This window comes from Streptomyces sp. NPDC053367 (assembly GCF_044545925.1).
Taxonomy (GTDB): domain Bacteria; phylum Actinomycetota; class Actinomycetes; order Streptomycetales; family Streptomycetaceae; genus Streptomyces.
In genome coordinates this window covers 366,563-391,428 of sequence record NZ_JBITYN010000009.1, presented here as the reverse complement: position 1 = coordinate 391,428, position 24,866 = coordinate 366,563, and the positions used below count along the sequence as shown (strand labels likewise).

General features: G+C 71.9%; 19 protein-coding genes, 1 pseudogene and 1 riboswitch. Of the genes and pseudogenes, 11 read left to right on the top strand and 9 right to left on the bottom strand.

From position 1 onward, the window contains the following. Positions 1–18: 18 nt before the first annotated feature. Positions 19–1,377: an SWIM zinc finger domain-containing protein gene (locus ACIGXJ_RS26460; protein ID WP_399650012.1), complete on the top strand. Its 1,359-nt coding sequence runs from the start codon at positions 19–21 to the stop codon at positions 1,375–1,377. A 79-nt stretch (positions 1,378–1,456) separates the two neighbouring features. Then, positions 1,457–3,214 carry a DUF5691 domain-containing protein gene (locus tag ACIGXJ_RS26455; RefSeq protein ID WP_399650009.1) on the top strand — a complete coding sequence of 586 codons (1,758 nt, stop codon included), beginning with the start codon at positions 1,457–1,459 and terminating at the stop codon, positions 3,212–3,214. Positions 3,215–3,583: 369 nt separating this feature from the next. On the opposite strand, the gene ACIGXJ_RS26450 is transcribed toward ACIGXJ_RS26455, so the two are convergent. Next, positions 3,584–4,000: a cobalamin B12-binding domain-containing protein gene (locus tag ACIGXJ_RS26450; protein WP_399650006.1), complete on the bottom strand. Its 417-nt coding sequence runs from the start codon at positions 3,998–4,000 to the stop codon at positions 3,584–3,586. Positions 4,001–4,530: 530 nt separating this feature from the next. On the opposite strand from ACIGXJ_RS26450, the gene ACIGXJ_RS26445 reads away from it, so the two are divergent. Together ACIGXJ_RS26445 and ACIGXJ_RS26440 are read left to right on the top strand one after the other, a co-directional pair. Beyond that, complete coding sequence (locus tag ACIGXJ_RS26445) at positions 4,531–5,505, top strand: esterase/lipase family protein (protein WP_399650004.1); 975 nt, start codon at positions 4,531–4,533, stop codon at positions 5,503–5,505. A 199-nt stretch (positions 5,506–5,704) separates the two neighbouring features. Beyond that, positions 5,705–7,330, top strand: a complete 1,626-nt coding sequence (locus tag ACIGXJ_RS26440; protein ID WP_399650002.1) for a peptidoglycan DD-metalloendopeptidase family protein — start codon at positions 5,705–5,707, stop codon at positions 7,328–7,330. Between the two features lie 74 nt (positions 7,331–7,404). Here the strand turns inward: ACIGXJ_RS26440 and pcrA are convergent, their stop codons facing one another. Beyond that, the gene (pcrA, locus tag ACIGXJ_RS26435) at positions 7,405–9,891 is read right to left on the bottom strand and encodes a DNA helicase PcrA (RefSeq protein ID WP_399649998.1); all 2,487 of its coding nucleotides are present in this window, start codon (positions 9,889–9,891) and stop codon (positions 7,405–7,407) included. Positions 9,892–10,110: 219 nt separating this feature from the next. After that, a riboswitch (cyclic di-AMP (ydaO/yuaA leader) is annotated at positions 10,111–10,279 on the top strand. Positions 10,280–10,287: 8 nt separating this feature from the next. Here pcrA and ACIGXJ_RS26430 point away from each other — a divergent pair. Beyond that, positions 10,288–11,496, top strand: coding sequence for an NlpC/P60 family protein (locus tag ACIGXJ_RS26430; protein ID WP_399649996.1), 1,209 nt, complete (start codon positions 10,288–10,290; stop codon positions 11,494–11,496). A 341-nt stretch (positions 11,497–11,837) separates the two neighbouring features. Here the strand turns inward: ACIGXJ_RS26430 and ACIGXJ_RS26425 are convergent, their stop codons facing one another. Next, on the bottom strand, positions 11,838–12,191 hold the full coding sequence (locus ACIGXJ_RS26425; RefSeq protein WP_399649993.1) for a hypothetical protein: 354 nt from the start codon (positions 12,189–12,191) through the stop codon (positions 11,838–11,840). Positions 12,192–12,664: 473 nt separating this feature from the next. On the opposite strand from ACIGXJ_RS26425, the gene ACIGXJ_RS26420 reads away from it, so the two are divergent. Further along, positions 12,665–13,753, top strand: coding sequence for an NlpC/P60 family protein (locus ACIGXJ_RS26420; RefSeq protein ID WP_399650225.1), 1,089 nt, complete (start codon positions 12,665–12,667; stop codon positions 13,751–13,753). A gap of 316 nt (positions 13,754–14,069) precedes the next feature. Here ACIGXJ_RS26420 and ACIGXJ_RS26415 read toward each other — a convergent pair whose 3' ends face one another. The 3 genes from ACIGXJ_RS26415 to ACIGXJ_RS26405 form a co-directional block, all read right to left on the bottom strand. Beyond that, positions 14,070–14,813 (bottom strand): LuxR C-terminal-related transcriptional regulator, encoded by a 744-nt coding sequence (locus tag ACIGXJ_RS26415; protein WP_399649990.1) that lies wholly within the window; start codon positions 14,811–14,813, stop codon positions 14,070–14,072. Continuing rightward, complete coding sequence (locus ACIGXJ_RS26410) at positions 14,810–16,102, bottom strand: PspC domain-containing protein (protein WP_399649988.1); 1,293 nt, start codon at positions 16,100–16,102, stop codon at positions 14,810–14,812. Before ACIGXJ_RS26410 ends, ACIGXJ_RS26415 begins: the two co-directional genes overlap by 4 nt. A 476-nt stretch (positions 16,103–16,578) precedes the next feature. Next, positions 16,579–16,857, bottom strand: coding sequence for a hypothetical protein (locus tag ACIGXJ_RS26405; protein WP_399649986.1), 279 nt, complete (start codon positions 16,855–16,857; stop codon positions 16,579–16,581). Between ACIGXJ_RS26405 and ACIGXJ_RS26400 the strand changes: the two genes are divergently transcribed. Next, on the top strand, positions 16,829–18,304 hold the full coding sequence (locus ACIGXJ_RS26400; protein WP_399649984.1) for a PspC domain-containing protein: 1,476 nt from the start codon (positions 16,829–16,831) through the stop codon (positions 18,302–18,304). The two genes, ACIGXJ_RS26405 and ACIGXJ_RS26400, sit on opposite strands and share 29 nt — an antisense overlap. Continuing rightward, positions 18,291–18,518, top strand: a complete 228-nt coding sequence (locus ACIGXJ_RS26395) for a hypothetical protein (protein WP_399649982.1) — start codon at positions 18,291–18,293, stop codon at positions 18,516–18,518. The genes ACIGXJ_RS26400 and ACIGXJ_RS26395 overlap by 14 nt, the downstream gene beginning before the upstream one ends. Positions 18,519–18,837: 319 nt before the next feature. On the opposite strand, the gene ACIGXJ_RS26390 is transcribed toward ACIGXJ_RS26395, so the two are convergent. Together ACIGXJ_RS26390 and ACIGXJ_RS26385 are read right to left on the bottom strand one after the other, a co-directional pair. Next, a complete protein-coding gene (locus ACIGXJ_RS26390) occupies positions 18,838–19,368 on the bottom strand; it encodes a DoxX family protein (RefSeq protein ID WP_399649979.1) in 531 nt (176 codons plus the stop codon). 142 nt (positions 19,369–19,510) lie between these two features. After that, positions 19,511–20,323: a class II aldolase/adducin family protein gene (locus ACIGXJ_RS26385; RefSeq protein ID WP_399649977.1), complete on the bottom strand. Its 813-nt coding sequence runs from the start codon at positions 20,321–20,323 to the stop codon at positions 19,511–19,513. Positions 20,324–20,514: 191 nt separating this feature from the next. Between ACIGXJ_RS26385 and ACIGXJ_RS26380 the strand changes: the two genes are divergently transcribed. Then, the gene (locus ACIGXJ_RS26380; protein WP_399649975.1) at positions 20,515–21,147 is read left to right on the top strand and encodes a hypothetical protein; all 633 of its coding nucleotides are present in this window, start codon (positions 20,515–20,517) and stop codon (positions 21,145–21,147) included. A gap of 340 nt (positions 21,148–21,487) precedes the next feature. Beyond that, positions 21,488–21,952: pseudogene (locus ACIGXJ_RS26375) on the top strand (pyridoxamine 5'-phosphate oxidase family protein); the annotation flags it as partial. Between the two features lie 38 nt (positions 21,953–21,990). Here ACIGXJ_RS26375 and guaA read toward each other — a convergent pair. Next, a complete protein-coding gene (gene guaA / locus ACIGXJ_RS26370; protein WP_399649972.1) occupies positions 21,991–23,571 on the bottom strand; it encodes a glutamine-hydrolyzing GMP synthase in 1,581 nt (526 codons plus the stop codon). Positions 23,572–23,911: 340 nt separating this feature from the next. On the opposite strand from guaA, the gene ACIGXJ_RS26365 reads away from it, so the two are divergent. Continuing rightward, complete coding sequence (locus tag ACIGXJ_RS26365; protein ID WP_399649969.1) at positions 23,912–24,193, top strand: chorismate mutase; 282 nt, start codon at positions 23,912–23,914, stop codon at positions 24,191–24,193. Positions 24,194–24,866 lie beyond the last annotated feature (673 nt).

Here is a 24,866-nt window from a genome sequence, read left to right as displayed (position 1 = left end):
GGATCTACCTTCGATGGCATGACACAGCAGGGGGTGCGCTGGACGGCTGACCAGGTGCTGGCACTGGCGCCTGATGCCGCGTCACGCGACGCGGGCAGCAGACTCGGTGCGGCCGGTCCGTGGTCCGAGGCGGGGTTCGACGAGGGGACGGTGTGGGGCCTGTGCAAGGGCAGCGGCAGTCGGCCATACCGCACGGCCGTCGATCTGGGGGACGCCTCTTGCCCGGCGTACACATGCAGTTGCCCGAGCCGGAAGTTCCCCTGCAAACACGCGCTCGGGCTGCTGTTGCTGTGGGCGGACGGGGCCGGCGGGCACGTGGTGTCGCGGGAGCGGGCACCGGAGTGGGCTGAGCGGTGGATAAAGGAGAGAAGGGAGAAGCCGAGCGAGGGGAAGTCGAGCTCTGATCAAGGCAGTTCGGGCGGAGGGGCCTCCGAGGCGGAGGCGGCGGCGCGGCGCAGGGCGGAGCGGCGGGCCGAGCGCATCACGGCAGGGGCCACGGAGTTGGAGCAGCGCCTGGCGGACCTGCTGCGCGGCGGCCTGGCCGCGGTGGAACAGGCGGGGTACGGGCTGTGGGAGGAGACCGCCGCCCGCATGGTCGACGCGCAGGCGCCGGGTCTCGCCGCGAGGGTCAGGGAGCTGGGTGCGACGGTGTCCTCCGGCCCGGGCTGGCCCGTACGTCTGCTGGAGGAGTGCGCCCTGCTGCACCTGCTCGTCCAGGGCTGGCTGCACCGCGAGCGGCTGCCGCCGGGCCTGGCGGCCACCGTCCGCACCCGGGTCGGGCTGCCCGGCGCCCCTGAGGGACCACCGATGCGGGACCGCTGGCTGATCCTCGCCCAGTACGACACGTCCGAACCCAAACTGACGACACGCCGGATATGGCTGTACGGAACCGACTCCGGCCGCACGAGCCTGCTGCTCTCCTACGGCGCCGCCGGCCGGGCTCCAGAGCTCGCGCTGCCGGTGGGCCTGGTGCTGGACGCGGAGGTCTCCGCCTATCCGGCCGGATTGCGCGGCGCGCTCGGGGAGCGGTTCGCGCCGCCGGGGCCCGCGGCGATACGGCCTCCGGGTGTGCCGGTGACGCGTGCCGTCGCCCGGTACGGCGAAGCCCTGCGGGACGATCCGTGGCTGGAGTCCGTCCCCGTCACGCTCGACGGGGTCGTGCCCACGCCGGACGGCGACTCCTGGCATCTGGCCGACGCCACCGAGGACGCTGCGCTGCCGCTCACCCCGGCCGCCCGGGCCCGGCCCGGCCTGTGGCGGCTGGTGTCGCTGTCGGGCGGTGCGCCGGTCAAGGTCTTCGGCGAGTGCGGCCACCGGGGCTTCACACCGCTCACCGCCTGGCCCCAGGGCGCGGGCGAACCCATACGGCTGTACTGACCCGCCCTACGGACGTACCCCCACCCGATCCCCGGCCCCGAAAGCGACCCGAACTCCACGCCCCGAAAGGAAGCAGCCGATGACCAGGCAGTCCGCCTCCACGGAAGCGCCCGAGCAGGGCGTCTGGGAGGAACTCGTCACCGCTGCCCTGCTGGGCACGGACCGCCGCACACCACCCGTCGCCCTCGACACCACCCGGCGCACACCACCCGTCACCCTCGACGCCGCCCAGCGCATACCACCTGTCGCCCCCGACACCACCCGGCGCACACCACCCGTCAGCCCCGGGCCGCGCCGGCAGGTTCCCGCGCCCGTGGCCCTCCTGGACGCCGCCGCGCAGGAGACCGTACGACGGCGGGCCGGGCTGCGGGCCGCGCCGGTTGGGCAGCGACTGGAGGCGGCGCCGACGGATCCGCGGCCGGTGTTGCCCGCAGCCGCGGCAAGACGCCTTGCGGCACTGCTGGCCGACCGCCCCGGGGCGGCGGGAGGAGGCCGCCGAGGGTCCGCGCCCGACCTGATGGAGCTGCTCCCGCAGTGGCTGGCCACCGCGAACGCCCGCGGGTACGCGCCACCACCGGAGCTGCTGCCCGCACTGCTGGACGCGGCACGGGGTCGTACGGATCTGCGGCCCGCGACCCTGACATTCGCGGGACCGCGTGCCCTGTGGCTGGCCCGGCTCAACCCGGACTGGCGGTTCGCTCTGCGTGCCACGCCCGGGGGCGGGGCCGCGCTGCCGCGCCTCGACGACATCGAGGGCGTCCGACGGCTGTGGGAGGAGGGGCTGTTCGCCGAGCGAGTCGCGCTGCTCGCGGCGATACGGTCCCGGGAGCCGGCCGCCGCGCGCGCGCTGCTCGTGTCGACCTGGGCGGTGGAGCGGGCCGAGGACCGGCTGATGTTCCTGGACTCGCTGCGCGTGGGGCTGAGCCCGAGGGACGAGCCGTTCCTGGAGCAGGCGTTGGACGACCGCAGCCGCAACGTACGAGCCACGGCGGCGGAACTGCTGTCGGCGCTGCCGGAGTCGGCACTGGCCGCGCGGATGGCGATGCGGGCCTCGGCTTGCGTGGCCCTGGACCACACGCTGGAGTCACCGACGATCAGCGTCGAGGCACCTCATGAGTGCGACGCGGGCATGGAGCGGGACGGCGTCGCGCCCAACGCACCGGCAGGGCGGGGCGAACGCTCCTGGTGGCTTGGCCAGTTGGTGGAGGCGGCACCACTCGGCACCTGGCCGGCTCGGCTCGGCAGGCGCACGCCCCAGGAGATCGTGGCGTTGCCCGTCGCGGACGGCTGGCAAGGTGAGCTCCACGCGGCCTGGTGCCGGGCGGCGGTGCGGCAGCGGGACCCGGCCTGGTCGCGGGCGCTCCTCGGGCCACCGTCGGCTCCGGAGGCGGGTGGGCCGGGCGCGGTGTCATTGGCCGAGCGCGCCAAGCTGCTGGGCACGCTGGACGCCGGGGAGCGGGCCGACTGGGTGGCCGGGTTCATCGCGACGCACGGGCTGTCCGAAGCGTTTCAGCTGCTCGGCGTGTGCGCGGTGCCGTGGGCGCCACCCTTGGGGCAGGCCGTGGTGGACGCGCTCAACATCGCACGCGACGCGGGGAGTTATCCATGGAGCTTCAGCGGCGTCATGGGCCTCGCCGAGCGCTGCCTGGACCCGGCGGAGGCTCGCCGCCTCGACGGGCTGCTCGCGATACCGGAGGAACCGGAGGATGCCTCACCGGGCGCCGGCGGCTACTGGGCGGAGGCATTCCAGCGCCTGGTCTCCACGCTGCGTCTGCGTGCGGTGATGGCGGAGGAACTGGGAGTGAGAGCGGATGAGGGGCCGGCGCAGAAGGGGTGAGCCCCGCCCGTGCTCCGCCTCAGCTGCCGAGCCGCCGAGCCGCCGGGCCGGCCGGGCCACCGAACCGGCCGAGCCAGTGATACGCCAAAGGGCGCGCGCCCTCAGACCAGGGAGTCCACGCCCTCGGCCTACGAAGCCAACGCCCTCGGCCAAGGAGAAAGTGCACCCCTCGACCCCAAGAAGCCAACACCCCTGGGGGCCGGAGACGCCCAGACCCGCAGACCCCAGACTCGCAGACCCGCAGACCGCAGACCGCAGACCCGAGGAGCCCACGCCCCTCAGGCCGAACGAAACCGAGCCCCGCCGGCCCGGCAGGCAGACGGACAGGCACATCCCGCCGAGCCGGAGGGCCCGCTCCCCGCCGGAGGCCTACGCCTCGGCCGGCTGCCGCACGTTCGCGCGGACCCAGTCCACGATCGACGCGGTCGTCGCACCCGGGGTGAAGATCTCCGCGACACCCTTCTCCTTCAGCGGCGCGATGTCCGCCTCGGGGATGATGCCGCCGCCGAAGACGAGGATGTCCTCGGCGTCGCGCTGCCGGAGCAGGTCGATCACGGCGGCGAAGAGCGTGTTGTGGGCGCCCGAGAGGATGGACAGGCCGATCGCGTCGGCGTCCTCCTGGATCGCGGTGTCGACGATCTGCTCAGGGGTCTGGTGAAGGCCGGTGTAGATGACCTCCATACCGGCGTCGCGCAGCGCACGCGCGATCACCTTGGCCCCGCGATCGTGGCCGTCGAGCCCCGGCTTGGCCACCACCACGCGGATCGGACCGGCTGCCACACCCATCACTGCCTCCATGAAGCGACTTCATCCATCCGTACCGACAAGTACCGCACACATCAGACACCCCGTACATGTGACGCAGGCCACATGCACGTCGGGTGGGTGCCACCCTCGCCCCGCCCCCGGTAGGGGGCGGCACCGTCACGGCACGGACGCCCCGGACCACACAGACCGGGGAAGTGAACGAACGTTATCGCCCAGCATCTCGCACCCGGCAGTTTCACGGAGGAGAGGGAGGGGGAAATCACACGTGGGACACGTTCGCCGCGCACCGTTCCGAGTCTTCGCGGCCCTCGCGCCGCGGCATCCCGCGGCCGGGGCTCCCCGCACCGAGGCGGAACACGCGCAAGGAGAGCCGCATCGGGGCCGCAGTGACCGGCCACGGACCTCATCACCTCACCGGCGCCTTCCGCGCCACCCACTCTCACCTCGGGCGTGGCCTCGCCGGACCGGACCGGCCGTACCCGTCGCGGCTTTCCATGAGGGCATACGGGGGACAGAGCGGTCCTCCGTGCGCCGATGGGAGGTCGGCCGTGAAGGTCACCTGGGACCTGTTGCCTCTTCACACGGTGTGCCGCCGCTTGCTCCCCGGCAGACTGACCGGCCTGTCCGTGGCGCTGCTGAAGGCGACCGCGCTGGAGGTCGTGATCCTCGCCGGACACCTGGTCCTCTACCCCTCCGGCATCAGCCAGGAGCGCCGGCCCGCCCCGCACCCGCCCCCTTCCCCCGACACCTCGACAGACTCGACGAGCTCGACAACCACCGCGAGCACGCCAAGCTCGACGACCAAGGCGAACCCACCCCCCACGGCGAACCCGACACAGACGGTGAGCCCGGCGAACACGGCACGGCTGCCGGCTCAGGACCGCCCGCCCGTGGTCCTCCTCCACGGCTTCATGGACAACCGCTCGGTGTTCCTGGTGCTGCGCCGGGCCCTGGCCCAGCACGGCAGGCACCGGATCGAGTCGCTCAACTACTCACCGCTCACGTGCGACATCCGCACCGCCGCGGAACTCCTCGGCCGGCACATCGAGGAGATCTGCGAGCGCACCGGCAGCCGGCAGGTGGATGTGGTCGGGCACAGCCTCGGCGGACTGATCGCCCGCTATTACGTGCAGCGGCTGGGCGGTGATCTGCGCGTACAGACGCTGGTCACGCTCGGCACCCCGCACTCCGGCACCCGGGTCGTGCCGCTGGCGGACGCGCACCCGATCGTGCGCCAGATGCGTCCGGGCTCCCCTGTGATCGAGGAGCTGTCCCGGCCGGCGCCCGACTGCCACACGCGGTTCGTCAGCTTCTGGAGCGACCTCGACCATCTGATGGACCCGCTGGAGACCGCCCGGATCGACCACCCCGACCTCCAGGCGCGGAACGTACGGGTGAGCGGAATCGGCCATCTCGCCCTGCCCGTGCACCCCGCCGTCGCGACCGGGATACGACAGGCCCTGGACAGCACCGGCCCCGCGGCCGGGGCGGCCACCCCCGCTGACGGCCTCACCGTGGCGTGACAGCCGGGCCCCGGACACCGGCAGAACGATGCCCGCACCGGCAGCAACACATCCGCGCCTCGCCACCCCAGAGGCGACTCGGCGTGCCCCGAAGCCCCCTTCAAAGCATGGCCGGGCGCCACCCAAGAGCCCCTGATGATCGAACAATCCTCGAACACAAAGCCAACATCGTGCCCGCAGTCCCCCGAAACACGGCCGAATGCCCGTTTCCTGCTTAGGTGAAACCTGCGGAAGATTGTCGTGCCCGCGTACCGCCGGGTACAGTCGCCGCACTGCTCTGGCAGCCCCTGTTGTCGAGGCGAAAGAGAAGTTGGTGAACGACCGTCACCCGTCGGGGACCATGACCACCCCGGCTTCGGCTTCCGACGCCTCCCCGGCGCCCTATGCGTCGTACGGCACCCAGGAAGCCGTGTACGGCGACTTCACCACATACGGCGGTTACGACGCGACTGGTTTTGCGGCCGACGGCCACACCACCGGGACGTACGCCACGGATCCGCTCTTCGGCGCGTTCCCCGACAGTGGCCATGACACGGCCACGGCCACCGGTGCCGGCGCCGGCAGCTATGACAGCGGCCAGTGGTCCACCGGTGACCACCAGACCGTGAACTACGACGCGTACGCGGCCCAGCACCACGCTGCCTATGACACCGGCGCCTACGACGCCACGGCCTGGGCCACCGACCAGCACCTGCCGCTGGTCCCCCCGCAGGCCACCCCCGCCGACGTCAGCGGCCAGTGGGACGCGAGCGCCTGGGTCCAGCCCGACCAGTCCGGAAGCGCCGCCGCCCAGACCCAGCAGTGGGACTGGGGCACCCAGGGCTTCGACACCGGCGCCTACGACGCCACGCAGTGGAACACCGACGGCACCCACCACGCCGCCGCCTCCACCGCCTCGGTCGCCGGCGAGTACGACGAGGTCGCCCAGGAAGAGCACACGTACGAGGACTCCGCCGCCTACGACCATGCGGTCGCGCAGGACGAGGACGGCCTCAGCGCCACCGGCGAGTTGCCCGCCCTGAGCCTTCTGGACGACCAGGAGGAGACGGCCGCGCCCGCCTCGCGCGCCGCCACGCGCAGCGGGTCGCGCTCCCGGCGCCGTACGCCCGCCAAGCGTTCCGCGCTGCTGACCGTGGCGGTGCCCTCGGCGTGTGTGATGGGGGTCGCCGGGATCGCCGCGGCCTCGGTGGGCACGCTGACCGGCGACGGCACGGACACCACCGCGCAGGCCGCCCCGGACGCGGCGCCGGTGAAACCGTCCGCCGCCAACAACAAGCTCGACACCCAGCTGGCGAGCCTCACCGCCGAGGCCGACGACTTCGCCGACCGTGCCAGCCGTACCCAGGAGCGCATCGACCTCAAGGCGCAGCAGGAGCTGGAGCGGAAGCGGGCGGCTGAGGAAGCGGCACGCAAGGAGCGGATGCGCCCCAAGTTCGCGCTGCCGGTCGCCCAGCACGGGCTGAGCGCCTACTACGGCCAGTCCGGCGTCAACTGGATGTCGCTCCACACCGGCATCGACTTCCCCGTCTCGTACGGCACTCCGGTGATGGCCGCGACCGACGGCACCGTACGGACGCAGTGGAACAGCGCGTACGGCAACATGCTGATCGTGACGGCGATGGACGGCACGGAGACGTGGTACTGCCACCTCTCCAGCTATCAGGTCCCGTCCGGTTCGACGGTGAAGGCGGGCGACCAGATCGCCTACTCCGGCAACTCCGGCAACTCCACCGGCCCGCACCTGCACTTCGAGGTGCGGCCGGGCGGCGGTTCGTCGATCGACCCGCTGTCCTGGCTGCGCAGCCACGGCCTGGAGCCGTCGTAACCCCTGGTCGTAGCCCTTGAGCGTTTCGGTGAGCCCCGCTGTCCCGGACAGCGGGGCTCACTCATGCCCTGGGCTCAGAGCTTCTCCACCGGCGCGTACCGCAGGAGCAGCCGCTTGGGCTTGGCGTCGCCGAAGTCGATCGTCGCCTCGGCGTTGGCGCCGGTGCCCTTGACGGCCATGACCGTGCCGAGCCCGAACTGGTCGTGGGTGACGCGGTCGCCGACGGCGAGGCCGACGACCGGCTTCTCCGCCGCCCCGCGGCGCGTGGCGAAGCCGGACGCACCCGACGCCGAGGAACGCGAACGGGAGGAGGACAGCGACGCGGCGATCCCGGCGGCCGGGCCTGAGGACATGGGCGCGGTGGCACCCGTGCGCTTCCAGTCCACGTGATGCGGAGGGATCTCCTCCAGGAAGCGGGAGGGCGGGTTGTACGACGGCTGCCCCCAGGCGCTGCGCATCGCGGCGCGGGTGAGGTAGAGCCGCTCACGCGCGCGTGTGATGCCGACGTAGGCGAGGCGGCGCTCCTCCTCCAGCTCCTTGGTCTGGCCGAGGGCGCGCATGTGCGGGAAGACGCCGTCCTCCATGCCGGTGAGGAAGACGACGGGGAACTCCAGGCCCTTGGCGGTGTGCAGGGTCATCAGGGTGATGACGCCGGAGCCTTCCTCGTCCTCGTCGGGGATCTGGTCGGAGTCGGCGACGAGGGCGACCCGCTCCAGGAAGGCGGCGAGTCCGCCGGAGGCGCCCTCTTCCGACTCCTGCTCGAACTCCAGCGCCACGGCGGCGAGTTCCTGGAGGTTCTCGATGCGGGTCTCGTCCTGCGGGTCGGTGGAGGCCTGGAGCTCGGCGAGGTAGCCGGTGCGTTCCAGAACGGCCTCCAGGACGGTGGCGGGGCCCGCGCCCGACTCGACGATCGTGCGGAGCTCCTCCATCAGCGTGTTGAACCGCTTGACGGCGTTCGTGGAGCGCGCGGCCATGCCGTACGCCTCGTCGACCCGCTTGAGCGCCTGCGGGAAGCTGATCTTCTCGCGCTGGGCGAGGGCGTCGATCATCGCCTCGGCGCGCTCGCCGATGCCGCGCTTGGGGACGTTGATGATGCGGCGCAGCGGGACGGAGTCCTCCGGGTTGGCGAGAACCCGCAGGTAGGCGAGGACGTCCCGGACCTCCTTGCGCTCGTAGAAGCGGACGCCGCCGACGACCTTGTAGGGCAGGCCGACGCGGATGAAGACCTCTTCGAAGACACGGGACTGGGCGTTGGTGCGGTAGAAGACGGCGACGTCGCCGGCCTTGGCGTCGCCCGCGTCCGTGAGGCGGTCTATCTCGTCGGCGACGAACTGCGCCTCGTCGTGTTCGGTGTCGGCGACGTAGCCGGTGATGCGCGCGCCCGCGCCGGCGTTGGTCCACAGGTTCTTGGGCCGGCGGGACTCGTTGCGCTCGATGACCGCGTTGGCGGCGGAGAGGATCGTCTGCGTGGAGCGGTAGTTCTGCTCCAGCAGGATCGTCGTCGCGTCCGGGTAGTCCTCCTCGAACTGGAGGATGTTGCGGATGGTCGCGCCGCGGAAGGCGTAGATCGACTGGTCGGCGTCACCGACGACGCACAGCTCGGCGGGCGGCACGTCGTACTCGCCGGGCGGCACGTCGACCGGATGCTCGCTCGTCCCCACCAGCTCGCGGACCAGGGCGTACTGGGCGTGGTTGGTGTCCTGGTACTCGTCGACCAGGACGTGCCGGAAGCGGCGGCGGTAGTGCTCGGCGACGTCCGGGAAGGCGCGCAGCAGGTTGACCGTCGTCATGATCAGGTCGTCGAAGTCGAGGGCGTTCGCCTCGCGCAGCCGGGACTGGTAGAGGGCGTAGGCCTGGGCGAGGGTCTTCTCGAAGCCGTCGGATGCCTGGGCGGCGAAGTCCTCCTCGTCGATCAGCTCGTTCTTCAGGTTGCTGATCTTGGCGCTGAAGGACTTGGGCGGGAAGCGCTTGGGGTCGAGGTCGAGGTCGCGGCAGACCAGGGCCATCAGGCGCTTGGAGTCGGCGGCGTCGTAGATGGAGAAACTTGAGGTGAAGCCGAGCTTCTTCGACTCGCGGCGCAGGATGCGTACGCACGCGCTGTGGAAGGTCATGACCCACATCCCGTTCGCGCGGGGGCCGACGAGCTGCTCGACGCGCTCCTTCATCTCGCCCGCGGCCTTGTTGGTGAAGGTGATCGCGAGGATCTGCCCGGGGTGCACGTTCCGCTCGGCGAGCAGGTGGGCGATGCGGTGGGTGAGCACCCGGGTCTTGCCGGAGCCGGCGCCGGCCACGATGAGCAGGGGCGTGCCGGAGTGGACGACGGCGGCGCGCTGGTTCTCGTTCAGCCCCTCCAGCAGCGCTGCGGCGTCCAGGGCCGGGCGCGGGGCGCCGTCGCGGTAGTAGGCGTCCCGGTCCGGGGGCACGTCGAACTTCCCGCCGAACAGATCGTCCGGAAGCTGCTCCGGAGCGTGATCGTCCTCGGGCGGCGGCGGGGGCCCCTCGTCGTGCCCGCGAGGGGCCTGGAGGTCCGCCAGGAAGCTGTCGTCAAAGAGGCTGCTCATCGCTCTACGAGTCTAGGGGTCCCCACTGACAACGGGTCCCGGTCCCGAGAACTACTCTGCGTAGTCCCTGGGCCACGGCCTGCGTCGCTCTGAGCCCGTGCATGCCAAGGTCACGAAAATGTATCGGGCATATCACCCATCAACCTTCACACGGGCCACACGAGTTGGCTACCGTGCCGGGCAGGCCGTACGACCCCCACCGGCGAACGTCGCCGGGCCGCGCGGCCTCCGCCGAGTCCGGTGCGCCCGTGCGCCGCCGGAGCCGGGGACCCACCGATCCCGGGGTGAATCGGCCCACTCCCTCGCGGGAGCGCGCCGTAGGGCAAGCCTTCCAAAACCAGACGCCCGAACCCGACAGCTAACCCGGTAGGCGGCGCATGGAAGGAGTCGCCTCACTTGGCGTCGCACCGCAAGGCGCGCCCCTCCGGGACGCGCATCGCAGGCATACGGACCCCCGCGCTGGCCACCGCCGCCCTGACCTCCGTGGCCCTGCTGTCCCAGACGGCCAACGCCAGCCCCTCGGACGACGACCGCCCGAGCCTGGAGGAGGTCGAGAAGAAGGTCGACGATCTCTACCGGCAGGCGGAGACGGCGACCGAGAAGTACAACGCGGCCAAGGAACGGACCGCCAAGCAGCGCAAGCGCGTCGACTCCCTCCTCGACGACGTGGCCGAGCGCACCCAGCAGCTCAACGAGGCGCGCGAGCAGCTCGGCTCCTTCGCCGCGGCCCAGTACCGCACCGGCGCGTCCGCGCCCGACACCGCGACCCTCCTGCTCGCCGACACCCCGCAGGACTACTTCGACCAGACGCAGCTGATGGACCGTCTCACCGGCCGCCAGAAGGACGCGGTCGACGACTACATCACCCAGCAGTCCGCGACCATGGAGAAGCGCCGCGAGGCCACCCAGAGCCTGTCGACGCTCACCGACTCGCAGACCGAGCTGCAGACGGCCAAGGCGACCGTCCAGAAGAAGCTCTCCGACGCGCGCGAGCTGCTGTCGCGGCTGACCGCCGAGGAGAAGGCCCGCCTCGCGGCGATCGAGGAACGCAAGCGCGAGGAGGCCGCCCGCAAGGCCGCCGAGCTCGCCGCGCAGCAGGCGGCCGAGGAGGAGCGGCAGCGGGAGGCGGCCGAGGCGGCGGCGCAGCAGGATGCCGCGCAGGAGACCGGGACCGGCGACACGTCGACGTCCACCGGTACCGGCACCGGCACTTCCGAGTCTTCGACGCCGACCGACTCCACCTACGCGGGCAAGGCCGAGAAGGCGCTCGCCTTCGCCCGCGCCCAGATCGGCAAGCCGTACGTCTGGGGCGCGACCGGCCCCGACTCCTACGACTGCTCCGGCCTCACCCAGGCGGCCTGGAAGGCGGCGGGCGTGGACATCCCGCGCGTCACCTACGACCAGGTCAACGCCGGCACCACGGTCTCCCTGTCGGACGCCCAGCCCGGTGACCTCGTCTTCTTCTACGCCGATGTCACGCACGTCGGCATCTACGTCGGCAACGGCATGATGATCCACGCCCCCAAGCCGGGCGCGTACGTCCGCGAGGAGTCCGTCTACTACGACGGGGAGTCCTCGATCCACAGCGTGGTACGTCCGGCCTGACCGCGGCTCGGCCGGGAGCCTCGGGCCCACGGACCTCGGGGCGGCGGGCCTTCCGGCCGGGAGCCTTCGCGGCCAAGAGGCCTTGCGGACGGGCGGGGCCTGCGGACAGCGGGCCCTTCCAGCCGGGGAGCCTTGCGGACGGCGGGCCCTGACGGCAGCGGGCTCGACGCCGTCCGCGGATCTCGTCGTACGACTGCTGCGGGGCTGCCCGGGTGGCGGCCGAGGTGGCCCCGGCCGCGGCGTGACACCGGCAGTGCCTGACGGTGGTGGTCAGGCGCGGGAAGCCCTGGAGGTCGGGCTCGGTGTTCCGGCGGGCCGCGCCCCGCGCCGCGAGGGGCCGGTCAGGTCCAGAGCACCGCGATGAAGATGTTCGCCGTGGTCAGCAGGCCGACCAGGCCGAACAGCCCCTTGTCCACCTTCTCCTCGTCCCGCTTCACATAGACGAGCCCCAGGATCACGATCAGCAGGGCCAGCTTCACGCCGATCTTGATGTTGTTCACCGACTGGTCGTCGGCCTGGTTGAGGCCGACCAGGATCACGCCGGTGACCAGCATCGTCAGGGCGCCGTGCAGCATCGCCGGGACGAAGCGGGCAGTGCCCTGGCCCATCGCCTTCATCTGAGTGAGGAAGCCGCCCAGGAGCGAGGCGATGCCGATGATGTGCAGGCCCACGAAGAGATGGATGAGTACGTCCATGAGGCCGGAGCCTAATCAGCGCCTCCACCGCGCCGGTACACCGGGCCCGCCCATGCGCAGGCCGTTCCGCCCGGTGCGCCGCCGCATATATGCGCCGCATAGCACCCCAGCCTTCCCACCAGCACCGGAACGGCCACATCGGTCAGCGCACCCCGAGAAGTCGACCGACCCGATCCTGTGACCCGGACAGATCCGGTCGCCCACCGGTCCCCTCCCGACACTTCCGTACATCGTGTTACCCGGCTGTCATATCCGGGTCTAGCGTCCTCCCCCAGGTGACCGGCTCCCCACCGCCGCCCGGGCCAGGGGCGGCAGCCGGACACCACCGCCGAGAAGTCCGGCGGTGTCCGCTCCCCCCTGTGCGGGCGCCGCCGGACGCGCGGGCCGTCCCCGACCCGCACGCCGCTCCCCCTGGCGGCCGTACCTACCGCGTTCGCGGGGTTCCGGCGGTCCCAGGAAAGGACGTGCAGGTCGTGGCAGCGCACCGCAAGCCCAGACAGCGCCCGGCCGGCGGCAGTACGGCCCGTACGGCGGCCACGCTCGCCCTCGCGGGAGCGGCGACCGCCACCGTCTTCGACGGCACCGGGCAGGCGGCCCCGGACCTGACCCCGGCGCAGGTCAAGGCCCAGGTGGACCGGCTGTATCAGGAGGCCGAGGTGGCCACCGAGAAGTACAACGGCGCCAAGGAGGAGGTCGACGCCGCCGAGCAGCGGCTCGAGGAACTGCGCGACGAGGCGGCCCGCAAGCAGGACAAGCTCAACTCCGCTCGCGAGGAACTGGGTTCGATGGCCGCCGCCCAGTACCGCCAGGGCGGCCTCGACCCGGCGCTGAGCCTCGCCCTCTCCGCCGACCCCGACGAGTACCTCGACCACGCCGCCTTCGCCGAACGCGCCGGCGACCGCCAGTCCGCCGCCGTACACCGGGTCCGCGACCGGCTCCGCGAGTTCGAGCAACTGCGCGGCGCCGCACGCATCGAGCTGACCTCGCTGAAGTCCCGCCAGGCCGAGCTGCAACGCCACCGCCGCACCGTCACCGGCAAACTCGACGCGGCCCGCCGACTGCTGTCCCGCCTCACGGCAGAGGAGCGGACCGAGGTGACCGGCCAGGACGCCACCGCCACGACGCCCCGAGCCTCACGCGACGCGACGGCCTCCCGCCCCGACCTCCAGGCCCTCGCCCCGACGTCCACCACAGCCACCGCCACCGCCCCGGACTCGCGCGCCGCGGCCGCCGTCTCCTACGCCTACAGCAAGCTCGGCAGCCCCTACGTCTGGGGCGCCACCGGCCCGGACGCCTTCGACTGCTCCGGCCTCGTCCTGGCCGCCTACCGCTCCGCCGGCGTCGAGCTGCCCCGCACCACCTACGCGCAGATCGGCGCCGGCCGCCGTGTCTCCCGCTCCGAACTCCTCCCCGGCGACCTGGTGTTCTTCTACTCCGCCATCAGCCATGTCGGCATCTACATCGGCAACGGCCAGATGATCCACGCCCCCAACCCCTCCGCCCCGGTCCGCGTGGCCCCCTTGGACGAGATGCCCTTCGCGGGGGCGACGCGGGTGGTGTGAGCCGGTGCCCGGCCCCTCGGACGAGGCCGGCTGACCGGCCTGACCGGCCTGACCGGCGCGACCAAGGCGGTACGCCATTACCGCTGGGCGCTACGCCGCCTAGGACCGGCACCCACCCTGGACACCGGTAGCCCCCGCCCCCGGACACCGGTAGCCCCCGCCCCCGGACACCGGTAGTCCCCGCCCCCGGACACCGGTAGCCCCCGCCCCAGCGGCGAGGAAGCCCCGACGCCGGTAAGGCCCCTCACCGGCAAGGGGACCCGCACACCGGCAGCGCCCCATCGGCGCGGCGAGGAAGCGCGGACGCGGAGGCTGGCTAGACCAGCCGGCGCGCCGTCGCCCAGCGCGTCAGCTCATGCCGATTAGACAGCTGGAGCTTTCTCAGCACGGCCGACACATGGGACTCGACCGTCTTCACCGAGATGAACAGCTGCTTGGCGATCTCCTTGTACGCGTATCCCCGCGCGATCAGCCGCAGCACCTCCCGCTCGCGCTGGGTGAGGCGGTCGAGGTCCTCGTCCACCGGCGGCGCGTCGGTCGACGCGAAGGCGTCGAGCACGAACCCGGCCAGGCGGGGCGAGAAGACCGCGTCGCCCTCCTGCACCCGGAAGACGGAGTCGATCAGATCCGAGCCGGTGATCGTCTTCGTCACATAGCCCCGGGCACCCCCACGGATCACCCCGATCACATCCTCCGCCGCGTCCGACACGGACAGGGCGAGGAACCGCACCGGCTGCTCGGCGTCCGCCATCAACGGGGCGCACCGGCGCAGCACTTCGACCCCGCCGCCGCCCGGCAGATGTACGTCCAGCAGGACCACCTCCGGCCGAGTCGCCGTGATGACGGTGACCGCCTGGTCTACGTCCGCCGCCTCGCCGACCACCTCGACCCCGGTCAGCGCGGTCTGGCCGATCTCGGCCTGCACTCCCGTGCGGAACATCCGGTGGTCGTCGACGAGGACAACGCGCACTCGACGCCCACCCGCGCCGCCGGACGCCTCCGCGGTCTCGGCGGCCTCCCCGGCTGCCGCCGTGCCGTTCGTCTCGGTCGGATCGCTCATGACGTCTTCTCCGCCCTCTCCATCTCCAGCTCGACCTCCGTGCCGCCGTCCGGCACCGCGCGCAGCCGCGCCGTGCCGCCGTTGCGCTCCATGCGGCCGATGATCGATTCTCTGACGCCCATACGGTCGGCGGGTATCGAGTCGAGATCGAAGCCCGGGCCGCGGTCCCTGACGGACACGAAGACCGTCTTGCCCTCGACCTCGGCGTAGACCTGCACGGCGCCGCCCTCGCCACCGTACTTGGCGGCGTTCACCATCGCCTCGCGCGCGGCCTGCATCTGTGCCCCGACCTTCTCGTCGAGCGGGCAGTCCCCGACTATGACCACCTCGATCGGGACACCGTGCTTGTCCTCCACCTCGGCGGCGTTGCGCCGCACCGCGTCGGCGAGCGTGGCCGGTTCGTCGGCCTCGTCCTTTCCGGTGCCCTCGGGTTTGTACAGCCAGGTGCGCAGGTCGCGCTCCTGGGCACGGGCGAGACGGCGCACCTCGCCCGCGTTCTCCGCGTTGCGCTGGATCAGGGTCAGGGTGTGCAGCACCGAGTCGTGGACGTGGGCCGCGACCTCCGCTCTCTCCTGGGCTCGGATGCGCATCAGGCGTTCCTCGGAGAGGTCCTGCGTCATGCGCACCAGGTAGGGACCGGCGAGCAGCGTTATCCCGACGAGCACCGCGAGCGCGGCCTGGAGGACCGAACCGAGGTGGGCCGCGGAGCCCTGCAGGACGAATATCCCCGAGACACCGGCCGTGACCAGCAGGACACCGGCCACCGCACGCAGCAGTGTGAGGGTGCGCCGACGGCGGCCGACCTCGACCCAGCGGGCCCGGCGGGCGTTGTCCGCCTGCCGCCAGACGAGGGCGACACCCGCCCCGACGAGCACGGTCGGCCAGAGGTACGCCTTCGCGCCGTTGCCGAGGTTCACATTGCCCACGAAGACCATGGCCACGATGACCATGAGGAGCAGAGCGACGATCTGGCCTCTGTCCGGCTTGCGGGTGACGAGTCTGCGGCGGCCGTCCGGCGCGGTCTCGGTGGCGACGAAGGAGGGCGGCCTCTGGGTCTCGACCCCGCCGACACCCAGCGGCACGAAGAACCAGAAGGCGGCGTAGAGCAGGGCGCCGAGGCCGTCCGCAGTGAACAGGCCGACGAAGACGAGCCTCACCCAGATCACGGGCAGTCCGAGATGCCCGGCGAGCCCCCGCGCCACGCCACCCAGCCAGCGTCCGTCGCTGCTGCGGTAGAGCTTGCGCGGGGGCCGCGGTTCGACGATGGGTGCGCTTGCGGCTTCCGGCATGCCACCGATGTTCACACGGTCGGTGGCGGCGGGGCATCAGGGTCGGCCCCCGAGACGCCCCTGATCTTCGGACGGCGTGCCCTTCGCACGGATCCCCTCCACCGGCTCAGGGGCGATATCAGGGTCCGGCCAGGGTCATACCGACTGCCGCCACGGCGGCTCGGCCGTCACCATGGAGGCATGACTGATCACCAGCACGCCGCGGACACCGGGCCCGACACGGGCACCGGGCCCGGCCCGCTGCCCACTACCTCCGCGGGTGCGGGCCCGCGCAAGCACGCGAGCGCGGACGCGCCCGGGCGGGCGGGCGCGCGGAAGAAGGGGACGGACCCGAGCAACCTGGACCCGGCCTCCGCGGCAGCGTCCGCGGCAGCGGACGGGTCCGGGAGCGGGACGCCGTCCGGCAACGGTGACAGTCACCGCTCCGCGGCAGCGGACGGGTCCGGGAGCGACACGCCGTCCGGCAACGGTGACAGTCACCCGTCCGGTAACGACGGACCGAGGAACGACGACGCCCCCGCGCCGCGGCCCTTTCCTCCCGACCCCGCCGACTCCACCGCCGCCACGGACTTCGCCGACTCCTCCGGCTCCTCCGACTCGACCGCGTCCTCGAACTCGGCAGAGGCCGTTGGCTCTTCGGCTCCCTCGGCTCCCTCGGGTCCTTCGGGCTCCTCGGCTCCTTCGGGCTCCTCGGCTCCCTCGGGCTCCTCGGCTCCCTCGGGGTCCTTGAGTTCTTGGGACTCCGCGGTAGCCACCGGTCCCGCCCAAGGGGCTGGTCGAGCCGCTGGGTCCGCGGAGTCCACCGGATCCCCCAGATCCCCCGGGTCCGCCGGGTCCCCCGGGTCCACCGGATCCCCCGGGTCCACCGGATCCCCCGGGGGTGGGCGGGCCGGCGAGGACGAGCCGGCCGGCGCTCGCGATGCTTCCGAGCCGCCTCGGCGGTTTCGGCGGGAGCGGGGGCACAAGATGCTCGCGGGGGTGTGCTCGGGCCTGGGGCGGCAGTGCGACCTGGACCCGGTGATCTTCCGTATCACTCTCGCCGTGCTGGCCGCCGCCGGCGGTATCGGCCTCATCTTCTACGGCTTCGCCTGGCTCTTCGTGCCGTACGACGACGAGGACGAGAACGAGTTCCACAAGCTGCTGACCGGCCGGGTCGACGGGCACGCCCTCGCGGCGGTGCTGTTCGCTCTGGTCGGCTGCGGGGTCTTCCTGACGATGATGAACAACGGCGGGGTGCTCACGTTCGCCGTCGTCCTCTCGCTCCTGCTCGCCGGCGCGGGGTACTGGTCGCAGCGCCGCGGTGCCCCCGACCACGACCCGCTGGCCGCGCAGGCCGCCGCCGACGCTCCGCCGGAGGCCCAGGCACCGCCGGTGGCGGTCTCCTATCCGTCCTGGTGGCGTGACCCCATCGTCAAGGACGGCACGCATGTCGGCGGCACCGGCTATCTGTGGGGCCCGTACGACTCCGAGGGCCAGGACCTGGTGTCCTCCATCGGCCTCGACCTCAAGTCGTACCCTCACGCCGGCGCGGCGTCCCGCGCCGCGCGTCCTGAGCCGCCCGAGCCACGCGGGCCGCGCTGGATCGGCGGCTGGGTCTTCCTGCTCGCCCTGCTCGGTGGCGCCTTGACCACCCGGCTGACCTGGGAGGAGCACCCGCTGGGGACCAGCGTGCAGGCTGGGCTGGCCTGTGCGCTGATCGTCCTCGGCCTGGGCATAGCGGTGAGCGCCTTCCTGGGGCGCACCGGCGCCGGGTCCGTGTTCCTCGCCGTCGTCGCCGCCGGGCTGCTGGCCGCCGCGGCCGCGCTGCCCAAGGACATCGGCACCGACTGGGTCCGCACGACGTGGCGGCCGGCCACCGTGGCCGACGTCAGGCCGGCGTACGACCTCGGCACCGGCGTCGGCACGCTGGACCTGTCCCGGCTCGACGTGGCCGACGGCCGGCGGGTGAGCATCAATGCCGAGGTGGGGGTGGGACGGCTGCGGATCATCGTGCCGCCGGACGTGACCGTCGAGGCGAGCATCGAGGTCGGCGTCGGTGACATCCAGCTGCCGGGCGAGGGCAAGCAGGACGTGGACGTGGCGGCCGGCAAGAGCAAGGAGACGGTCCTGCCACCGGCCGAGGACACGAAGGCCGGCGGCACCATCGAACTCGACCTTCAGGTCGGTGTGGGACAAGCGGAGGTGAGCCGTGCTGCGTCATGAGTTCCGGCCGGGAAAGCTGGTGGCCGGGTTCTTCGTCACCGTCGCGGGCGTCGTCTACGCCGGTGACGCGGGCGGCGCCTGGGAGACACCGTGGTTCGCCGTGATACCCCTCGTCGTGGGCGGCCTGTGCCTGGCGGCCGTGGCGGGGCTGGCGGGGCGCGGCATACGGCGGCGACGCGGGACCGGGACACCCAGGACGGGGGCGACGCCCTAAGGGCGTGTCTGGCCGATCATGCCGGGCTCCCGGCGCCCGGCACCGCGCCTCGCCGCGTCGTCGTCAGTCCCCGACTCCCCCACTCTCGGCTTCGCTCGAGCGGGGGGACCCCCATCGCGTCGACCCCTTCCTCCGCCTTGCGACGCACGGCACCAGACACCGCTCACTGATCCGGCCTGATCGACGAGACACCCCCTAGCGGAAGCAAGTGCCGGTTCACGCTCGGCCGCGGCCACCGCCGGGGCCGCTCAGGCCCGGCTCGCGGCAGCCCTGGCAGCAGTCAGGCCACGCGGTCCCGGCCACTGGTCGTCCGGCTCCCTCACGGGCCCCCGGCGACCCGTTCCCGGCGTCGGTCGTGCAGGGCCGCGTCCAGGGAGAAGTAGGGCGCGCCGGCGAGGACGAGGGGCAGCCAGGCCATCAGATAGGCGAGGTCGTTGCCGTAGTAATAGGGGTCGGAGGCCCAGCTCACCGTCAGCCACAGGCTGAGGGAGATCAGGGCACCGCCGAGGGCCGCGATGCGGGCGAGGAGGCCGAGCAGGGTGCCGATGCCGACGGCCAGCTCACCGATCGCGATGGTGTAGCCGAAGCCGACGGGGCTCTTCAGGGCCAGGTCGACCAGATCGGGGATGGCGGCCGAGTCCCGGACGCCGCGCATCATCTCGCCGATGGAACCGGAGCCGGAGTCCTTCATGAAGCCGCTGTCGGTGAGTTTGTCCAGGCCGGCGTAGATGAAGGTGACGCCGAGGAAGAGGCGAAGGGGAAGGAGCGCGTAGTACGTGGCGGTGGCACGCCAGTCCCGGCCACCGCCCGGGTAGGAGGTGTGCGTGTTGGGATGAATACGGTGCGTCATCACTACTGGCCGCCCTCTCGCCCACGACATGGCCCCTCGACCGACGATACGTAGGAAAGGCGGGTGCTGCTCAATCCGGCTCCCAGCCGGAGGAACCAGCAGCAGCCACCCAGCGAAACTCAGGCGCGGTCAGCGCAGCAAGTCAGCTCAGCAGGTCGGGTTCGCTGTCGCTGATGTCCTGCCAGAGGGGCTGGTAGTTGATCCAGGCCACCAGGTCTCCGCCCAGCTGTTCGCGGGTGGCGACGGCCATGCGGTGGTCGATGAGGACGGGGCGGCCGGCGGCGCGGGCGGTGAGCTGGACCTGGGCGGAGCGTTCCATGGTGATGAACCACCAGGCGGCGGCGTCCACCGAGTCGCCGACGGTGAGCAGCCCGTGGTTGCGCAGGACGAGGGCCTTGCCGGAGCCGAGGGCGGCGGCGATACGGCGGCCTTCCCCGGCGTCGACGGTGACGCCGGTGTAGGCGTCGTAGAGGGCGTGGTCCTCGTAGAAGGCGCAGCTCTCCTGGGTCATCGGGTCGAGGAGTTCGCCGAGCGCGGCGAGGGCGCGGCCGTGCACCGAGTGGCAGTGGGCGACGGCGACGACGTCGGGGCGGGCGGCGTGGACCTGGGCGTGGACGGTGAAGGCGGCCTGGTTGACGTGGTAGCGGCCCTCTACGACCTGCCCGTCGGAGTTGGCGAGGACCAGGTCGCTGACGGTGACGTGCTTGAAGGGCATCCCGAACGGGTTCACCCAGAAGCAGTCGCTGTACTCGGGGTCGCGGGCGGTGATGTGGCCGGACACACCGTCCTCGAAGCCGAGACGTCCGAAGATGCGCAGGGCGCCCGCGAGGCGTTCCTTGCGGTGCCGGCGTTCGTCCTCGACCGAGTCGTGCCTGGGGGGCATGGCGAACCGCAGCCGGTCGGTCGGGACGGCGAGGGGCGGGGTCGGTGGGGTCGGCCGGGGCGTCCCGTGCATCGAGTCCTCCAGGCGGGGGTGCTGTACGAGGCGGAAGCTACCCCCGCCCCGCGCAGGAAGACAGGCCGTTACGCAAACATGACGCACGCAACAAGGTCACGGCACACAACCCTCGCGGGACCTCGCCGGTCTGCTGTCCGGAAGCAGAAGTTCAGCGCCGTTTTCCGGCCACCCGCACACCAGGAGCCCTCGTGAGTCTCGCCGAGAAGCAGATCACCGCGATCATGCGGCAGGTCGCGTCCCAGGATGTCGTCGAGATCGACCATCCGTACGCCAAGGGACGGACGGTCGCCGCGCTCGCGTACATCGCCGAGGCGTACGGCTTCCGGTACGCCGACGCTCGTCTCGAGGGCGACGCCCAGCGCAAGTCGCTGCACGTCTATCTCGTGCGGGACCCGGACGAGCGGGCGCGGCAGCGCGCGGCGGCCAACGCGGCGGCGTATCCGCAGGCGGGCGCCGGCGGCCCGGTGCCCGGTATGCGGCAGGGCACGTTGACGCCGCTGCCCGAAGCCGAGGCGGAGGTCGATCTGCTGATGGGGCTCATCCGGTTCGACACGGCGGTCTCGGTCGCCGACCCCAAGAAGTTCATGGCCATGTCCTGGATGATCGCGGCCGTGATGGTGCTGCTGGCGGTGGTGACCGGCAAGTACGCGGTGGCACTGCCGCTCGCCGTCCTGCTTCCGGTGCTGCTCCAGGTCGCCCTGCGCATCAATGTGCGCAGGCGCGCGAAGCTGGCGGCGCGGCTCACCGCGGCAGGCTGCACACCGATCCAGGACGAGATGGGCCGCACGCGCTATGTCCGCCCGGCCCACCACGCCGCATAAGAGCCGCGCAATCCCGACAGCGGATGTCGGGTATCAGCGCCACACTCGCCGTATGGCAACGAACGCGACAACCGCAGCGAACACGACCGACACGGCCGGTGGGGCCGGCCCGACCGACGCGGCCGATGCAGCGAACACAGCCGGTGCGGCCGATGCAGCGAACACGACCGACACGGCCGGAGGGGCCGACCCGACCGACGCGGCCGATGCAGCGAACACAGCCGGTGCGGCGGATGCGGCGAACACAGCCGGTGCGGCCGATGCAGCGAACACAGCCGGTGCGGCCGATGCAGCGAACACAGCCGGTGCGGCCGGTGCAGCGAACACGGTCGGCGCCGCAAACTGGGAGACCTTCCGCGCCGCCGAACCGGATCTCGCCCGGACCGTCGAGGAGCGGTTCGGCGCCTTCACGCATCATGTCCTCGCCACGCTCCGCAAGGACGGCTCGCCCCGCACGACGGGTCTGGAGGTCCGTTTCCTGCACGGTGAGCTGTGGCTCGGCATGATGCCGGGCTCGCTCAAGGCGCTCGACCTGCGCCGGGACCCGCGCTTCGCGCTCCAGGCGAACCCCGGGGAGGGGCAGTCCATGGGCGGCGGCGACGTCCGGATCAGCGGACGGGCGGTCGAGGTGGACGACGGCGTGGCGAAGGCGGCGTACACGAAAGAGGTGGAACCGCCGGAGCCGTTCCACCTCTTTCGCACCGAGCTGACGGAGGTCGTGCGGACCTACGTCGAGGACGACACCTATCTGGTCGTCCAGGTCTGGAAGCCCGGGGAGCCGGTGCGCACGATCAAGCGCACCTGAACCCCTGGAGCCCCCGGAGCCCCGTCAGCGGCAGGGGCCTACTCCCACTCGATGGTGCCCGGCGGCTTCGACGTGACGTCGAGGACGACGCGGTTGACGTCCCGCACCTCGTTGGTGATGCGGGTGGAGATCTTCGCGAGGACGTCGTACGGCAGGCGCGACCAGTCGGCCGTCATGGCGTCCTCGGAGGAGACGGGGCGCAGGACGATCGGGTGGCCGTAGGTGCGGCCGTCGCCCTGGACGCCGACCGAGCGGACGTCCGCGAGCAGCACGACCGGGCACTGCCAGATGTCGCGGTCGAGGCCGGCGGCCGTCAGCTCCTCGCGGGCGATGGCGTCGGCGTCGCGGAGCAGGTCGAGCCGCTCCTTGGTCACCTCGCCGACGATGCGGATGCCGAGGCCCGGGCCCGGGAACGGCTGGCGCTGGACGATCTCCTCCGGCAGGCCGAGCTCCTGGCCGACCATGCGCACCTCGTCCTTGAACAGCTTGCGCAGCGGCTCGATCAGCTTGAACTCGAGGTCCTCGGGCAGACCGCCGACGTTGTGGTGGGACTTGATGTTCGCGGTGCCGGTGCCGCCGCCGGACTCGACGACGTCCGGGTAGAGGGTGCCCTGGACCAAGAACTCCACGGCCGGGCCCTCGTCCGCGATGATGTCCGCCTGCGCCTGCTCGAAGACGCGGATGAACTCACGGCCGATGATCTTGCGCTTCTCCTCCGGGTCGCTGACCCCGGCGAGCGCCTTGAGGAAGCGCTCCTCGGCGTCCACGACGACCAGCTTGACGCCGGTCGCTGCCACGAAGTCCTTCTCGACCTGCTCGGTCTCGCCCTTGCGCATCAGGCCGTGGTCGACGTACACGCAGGTCAGCTGGTCGCCGATGGCCCGCGCGACGAGCGCCGCGGCGACCGCGGAGTCCACGCCGCCGGACAGACCGCAGATGGCGCGCTTGTCGCCCACCTGCTCGCGGATCGCGGCGACCTGCTCCTCGATCACGTTGCCCGTGGTCCAGGAGGGCTTCAGGCCCGCGCCGCGGTAGAGGAAGTGCTCCAGCACCTGCTGGCCGTGCGTGGAGTGCATGACCTCGGGGTGGTACTGGACGCCGTAGAGCTTCTTGTCGTCGTTCTCGAAGGCGGCGACCGGGACGACGTCCGTGGAAGCGGTGACGGTGAAGCCCTCCGGGGCGGCGGAGCAGGCGTCGCCGTGCGACATCCACACGTGCTGCTCGGCGGGGGTGCCCTCGAAGAGGGTGGAGGACGTGCGCGAGACGTGCAGGTCGGTACGGCCGTACTCGCGGGCGCCGCTGTTGTCGACGGTGCCGCCGAGGACCTGTGCCATCAGCTGGAAGCCGTAGCACATGCCGAAGACGGGAACGCCGGCCTCGAAGATCGCGCGGTCGAGACGAGGGGCACCCTCCTCGTACACGGAGGAGGGGCCGCCGGAGAGGATGATGGCCGCCGGGTTCTTGGCGAGCATCTCGGCGACCGGCATGGTGCTGGGCACGATCTCGCTGTAGACCCGGGCCTCGCGGACTCGACGGGCGATGAGCTGGGCGTACTGCGCGCCGAAGTCGACGACCAGAACGGTGTCGGGGGCGGCGGCAGCGGGGGTCGCAGATGACACGGGTTGCCTTCCGGCGGCTGGGCGGGGGTCTTCTGCTGTCCGATTCTACCGAGGTGGGACCGGGTTACCGCCCGCGCTGCCGGGGGCAGGGCCGGACAGTCGCGCATCTCACCATCCGAACCGTGTTGGTCCCGCCGCCCCGGCCCGGCATACTGAACCCCATGCTCACGCAGACGACCTTCCTCTTTACCTATGGCAACCGGCCCGCCGGCTGCCATGGTCGTGCTGCTTGAGCTACTGACAAGCGACTTCCCAGGCGCCCCGGGCCGACAAGGCCCGGGGCGTCTGCCGTTTCCGGGCCGTGTCGCTCCAGGGCCGCCCCTTTCCCAAGGAGCCCCCTATGACCGCCCTCGACATGACCGGCGCCCGCACCTCCGAGGCCGCCGACGTGATCACCGGCGCGCGCGAGCGCATCGACGCGCTCGACGACCGGATCATCGGTCTCATCCAGGAACGGATGGCCGTCTCGGCCGTCGTCCAGGAGGCGCGGATCACGTCCGGCGGCCGCCGGGTGAACCTCTCGCGCGAGATGGAGATCCTGGACCACTACCGCACGGCGCTCGGCAAGCCGGGCACCGCCCTCGCCATGACGCTGCTGGAGCTGTGCCGGGGGCGCATCTGAGTTCGAGCCCGGACTCACCCGTACGGCGCGTGACCGGCTGTGCGTCGCTTCGTTGCTCCAGGTGTCCGTGTCAGCCAGGCGCGGGCCCGAAAGAACCACGCGTGGCTCACTGGGGCGATGAGACGTACGGAACGTGCCGTGCGTCGTGGGACCTCGCCCCAGGGTCGTGACCGGACGGCAGGGGACAGCAGCCCGGTCACCCAAGAGAACGGTCGGCTCCGGGGACGCCCGGGGCCGGCCGGCGGACCCATCCCAGTCCCCCATCCGCACCCCTTCCGCACCTCTCCCGCACCTCTCCCGCTCCCCCTGCCACTCCTCCCCGTCCCTCCAGCACACCCTCACCACACCACCGGCGGCGCACCCTCCCCCCGGCGCCGCCGCCCCGGGCACCGACATGGTCCTGACGTCGGCGCCGACAGCGAAGGGCCCCGCGGCGCAGCGCCGCGGGGCCCTTCGCCACGCCACCTTCGCCACGCCACCTTCGCCACGCCACCTTCGCCACGCCACCTTCGCCACGCCACCTTCGCCACGCCACCGGCTACCGCCATATCCGGAACCCCCCCACGCCATGTGACTCAGGTCACATGAAATTTGTGTGTGCGGGTGGACAACCATTCCCAGGCCTCACTGATCAAACCTGGCACCAGGGGGCACCCCCACCTCTGGCCGTACG

Coding starts and splice junctions, on each gene's coding strand:
- ACIGXJ_RS26460 (WP_399650012.1), top strand. CDS start 19: ATGACACAGCAGGGGGTGCGCTGGACGGCTGACCAGGTGCTGGCACTG.
- ACIGXJ_RS26455 (WP_399650009.1), top strand. CDS start 1,457: ATGACCAGGCAGTCCGCCTCCACGGAAGCGCCCGAGCAGGGCGTCTGG.
- ACIGXJ_RS26450 (WP_399650006.1), bottom strand. CDS start 4,000: ATGGGTGTGGCAGCCGGTCCGATCCGCGTGGTGGTGGCCAAGCCGGGG.
- ACIGXJ_RS26440 (WP_399650002.1), top strand. CDS start 5,705: ATGCCCGTTTCCTGCTTAGGTGAAACCTGCGGAAGATTGTCGTGCCCG.
- pcrA (WP_399649998.1), bottom strand. CDS start 9,891: ATGAGCAGCCTCTTTGACGACAGCTTCCTGGCGGACCTCCAGGCCCCT.
- ACIGXJ_RS26425 (WP_399649993.1), bottom strand. CDS start 12,191: ATGGACGTACTCATCCATCTCTTCGTGGGCCTGCACATCATCGGCATC.
- ACIGXJ_RS26415 (WP_399649990.1), bottom strand. CDS start 14,813: ATGAGCGATCCGACCGAGACGAACGGCACGGCGGCAGCCGGGGAGGCC.
- ACIGXJ_RS26410 (WP_399649988.1), bottom strand. CDS start 16,102: ATGCCGGAAGCCGCAAGCGCACCCATCGTCGAACCGCGGCCCCCGCGC.
- ACIGXJ_RS26390 (WP_399649979.1), bottom strand. CDS start 19,368: ATGACGCACCGTATTCATCCCAACACGCACACCTCCTACCCGGGCGGT.
- ACIGXJ_RS26385 (WP_399649977.1), bottom strand. CDS start 20,323: ATGCACGGGACGCCCCGGCCGACCCCACCGACCCCGCCCCTCGCCGTC.
- ACIGXJ_RS26365 (WP_399649969.1), top strand. CDS start 23,912: ATGACCGCCCTCGACATGACCGGCGCCCGCACCTCCGAGGCCGCCGAC.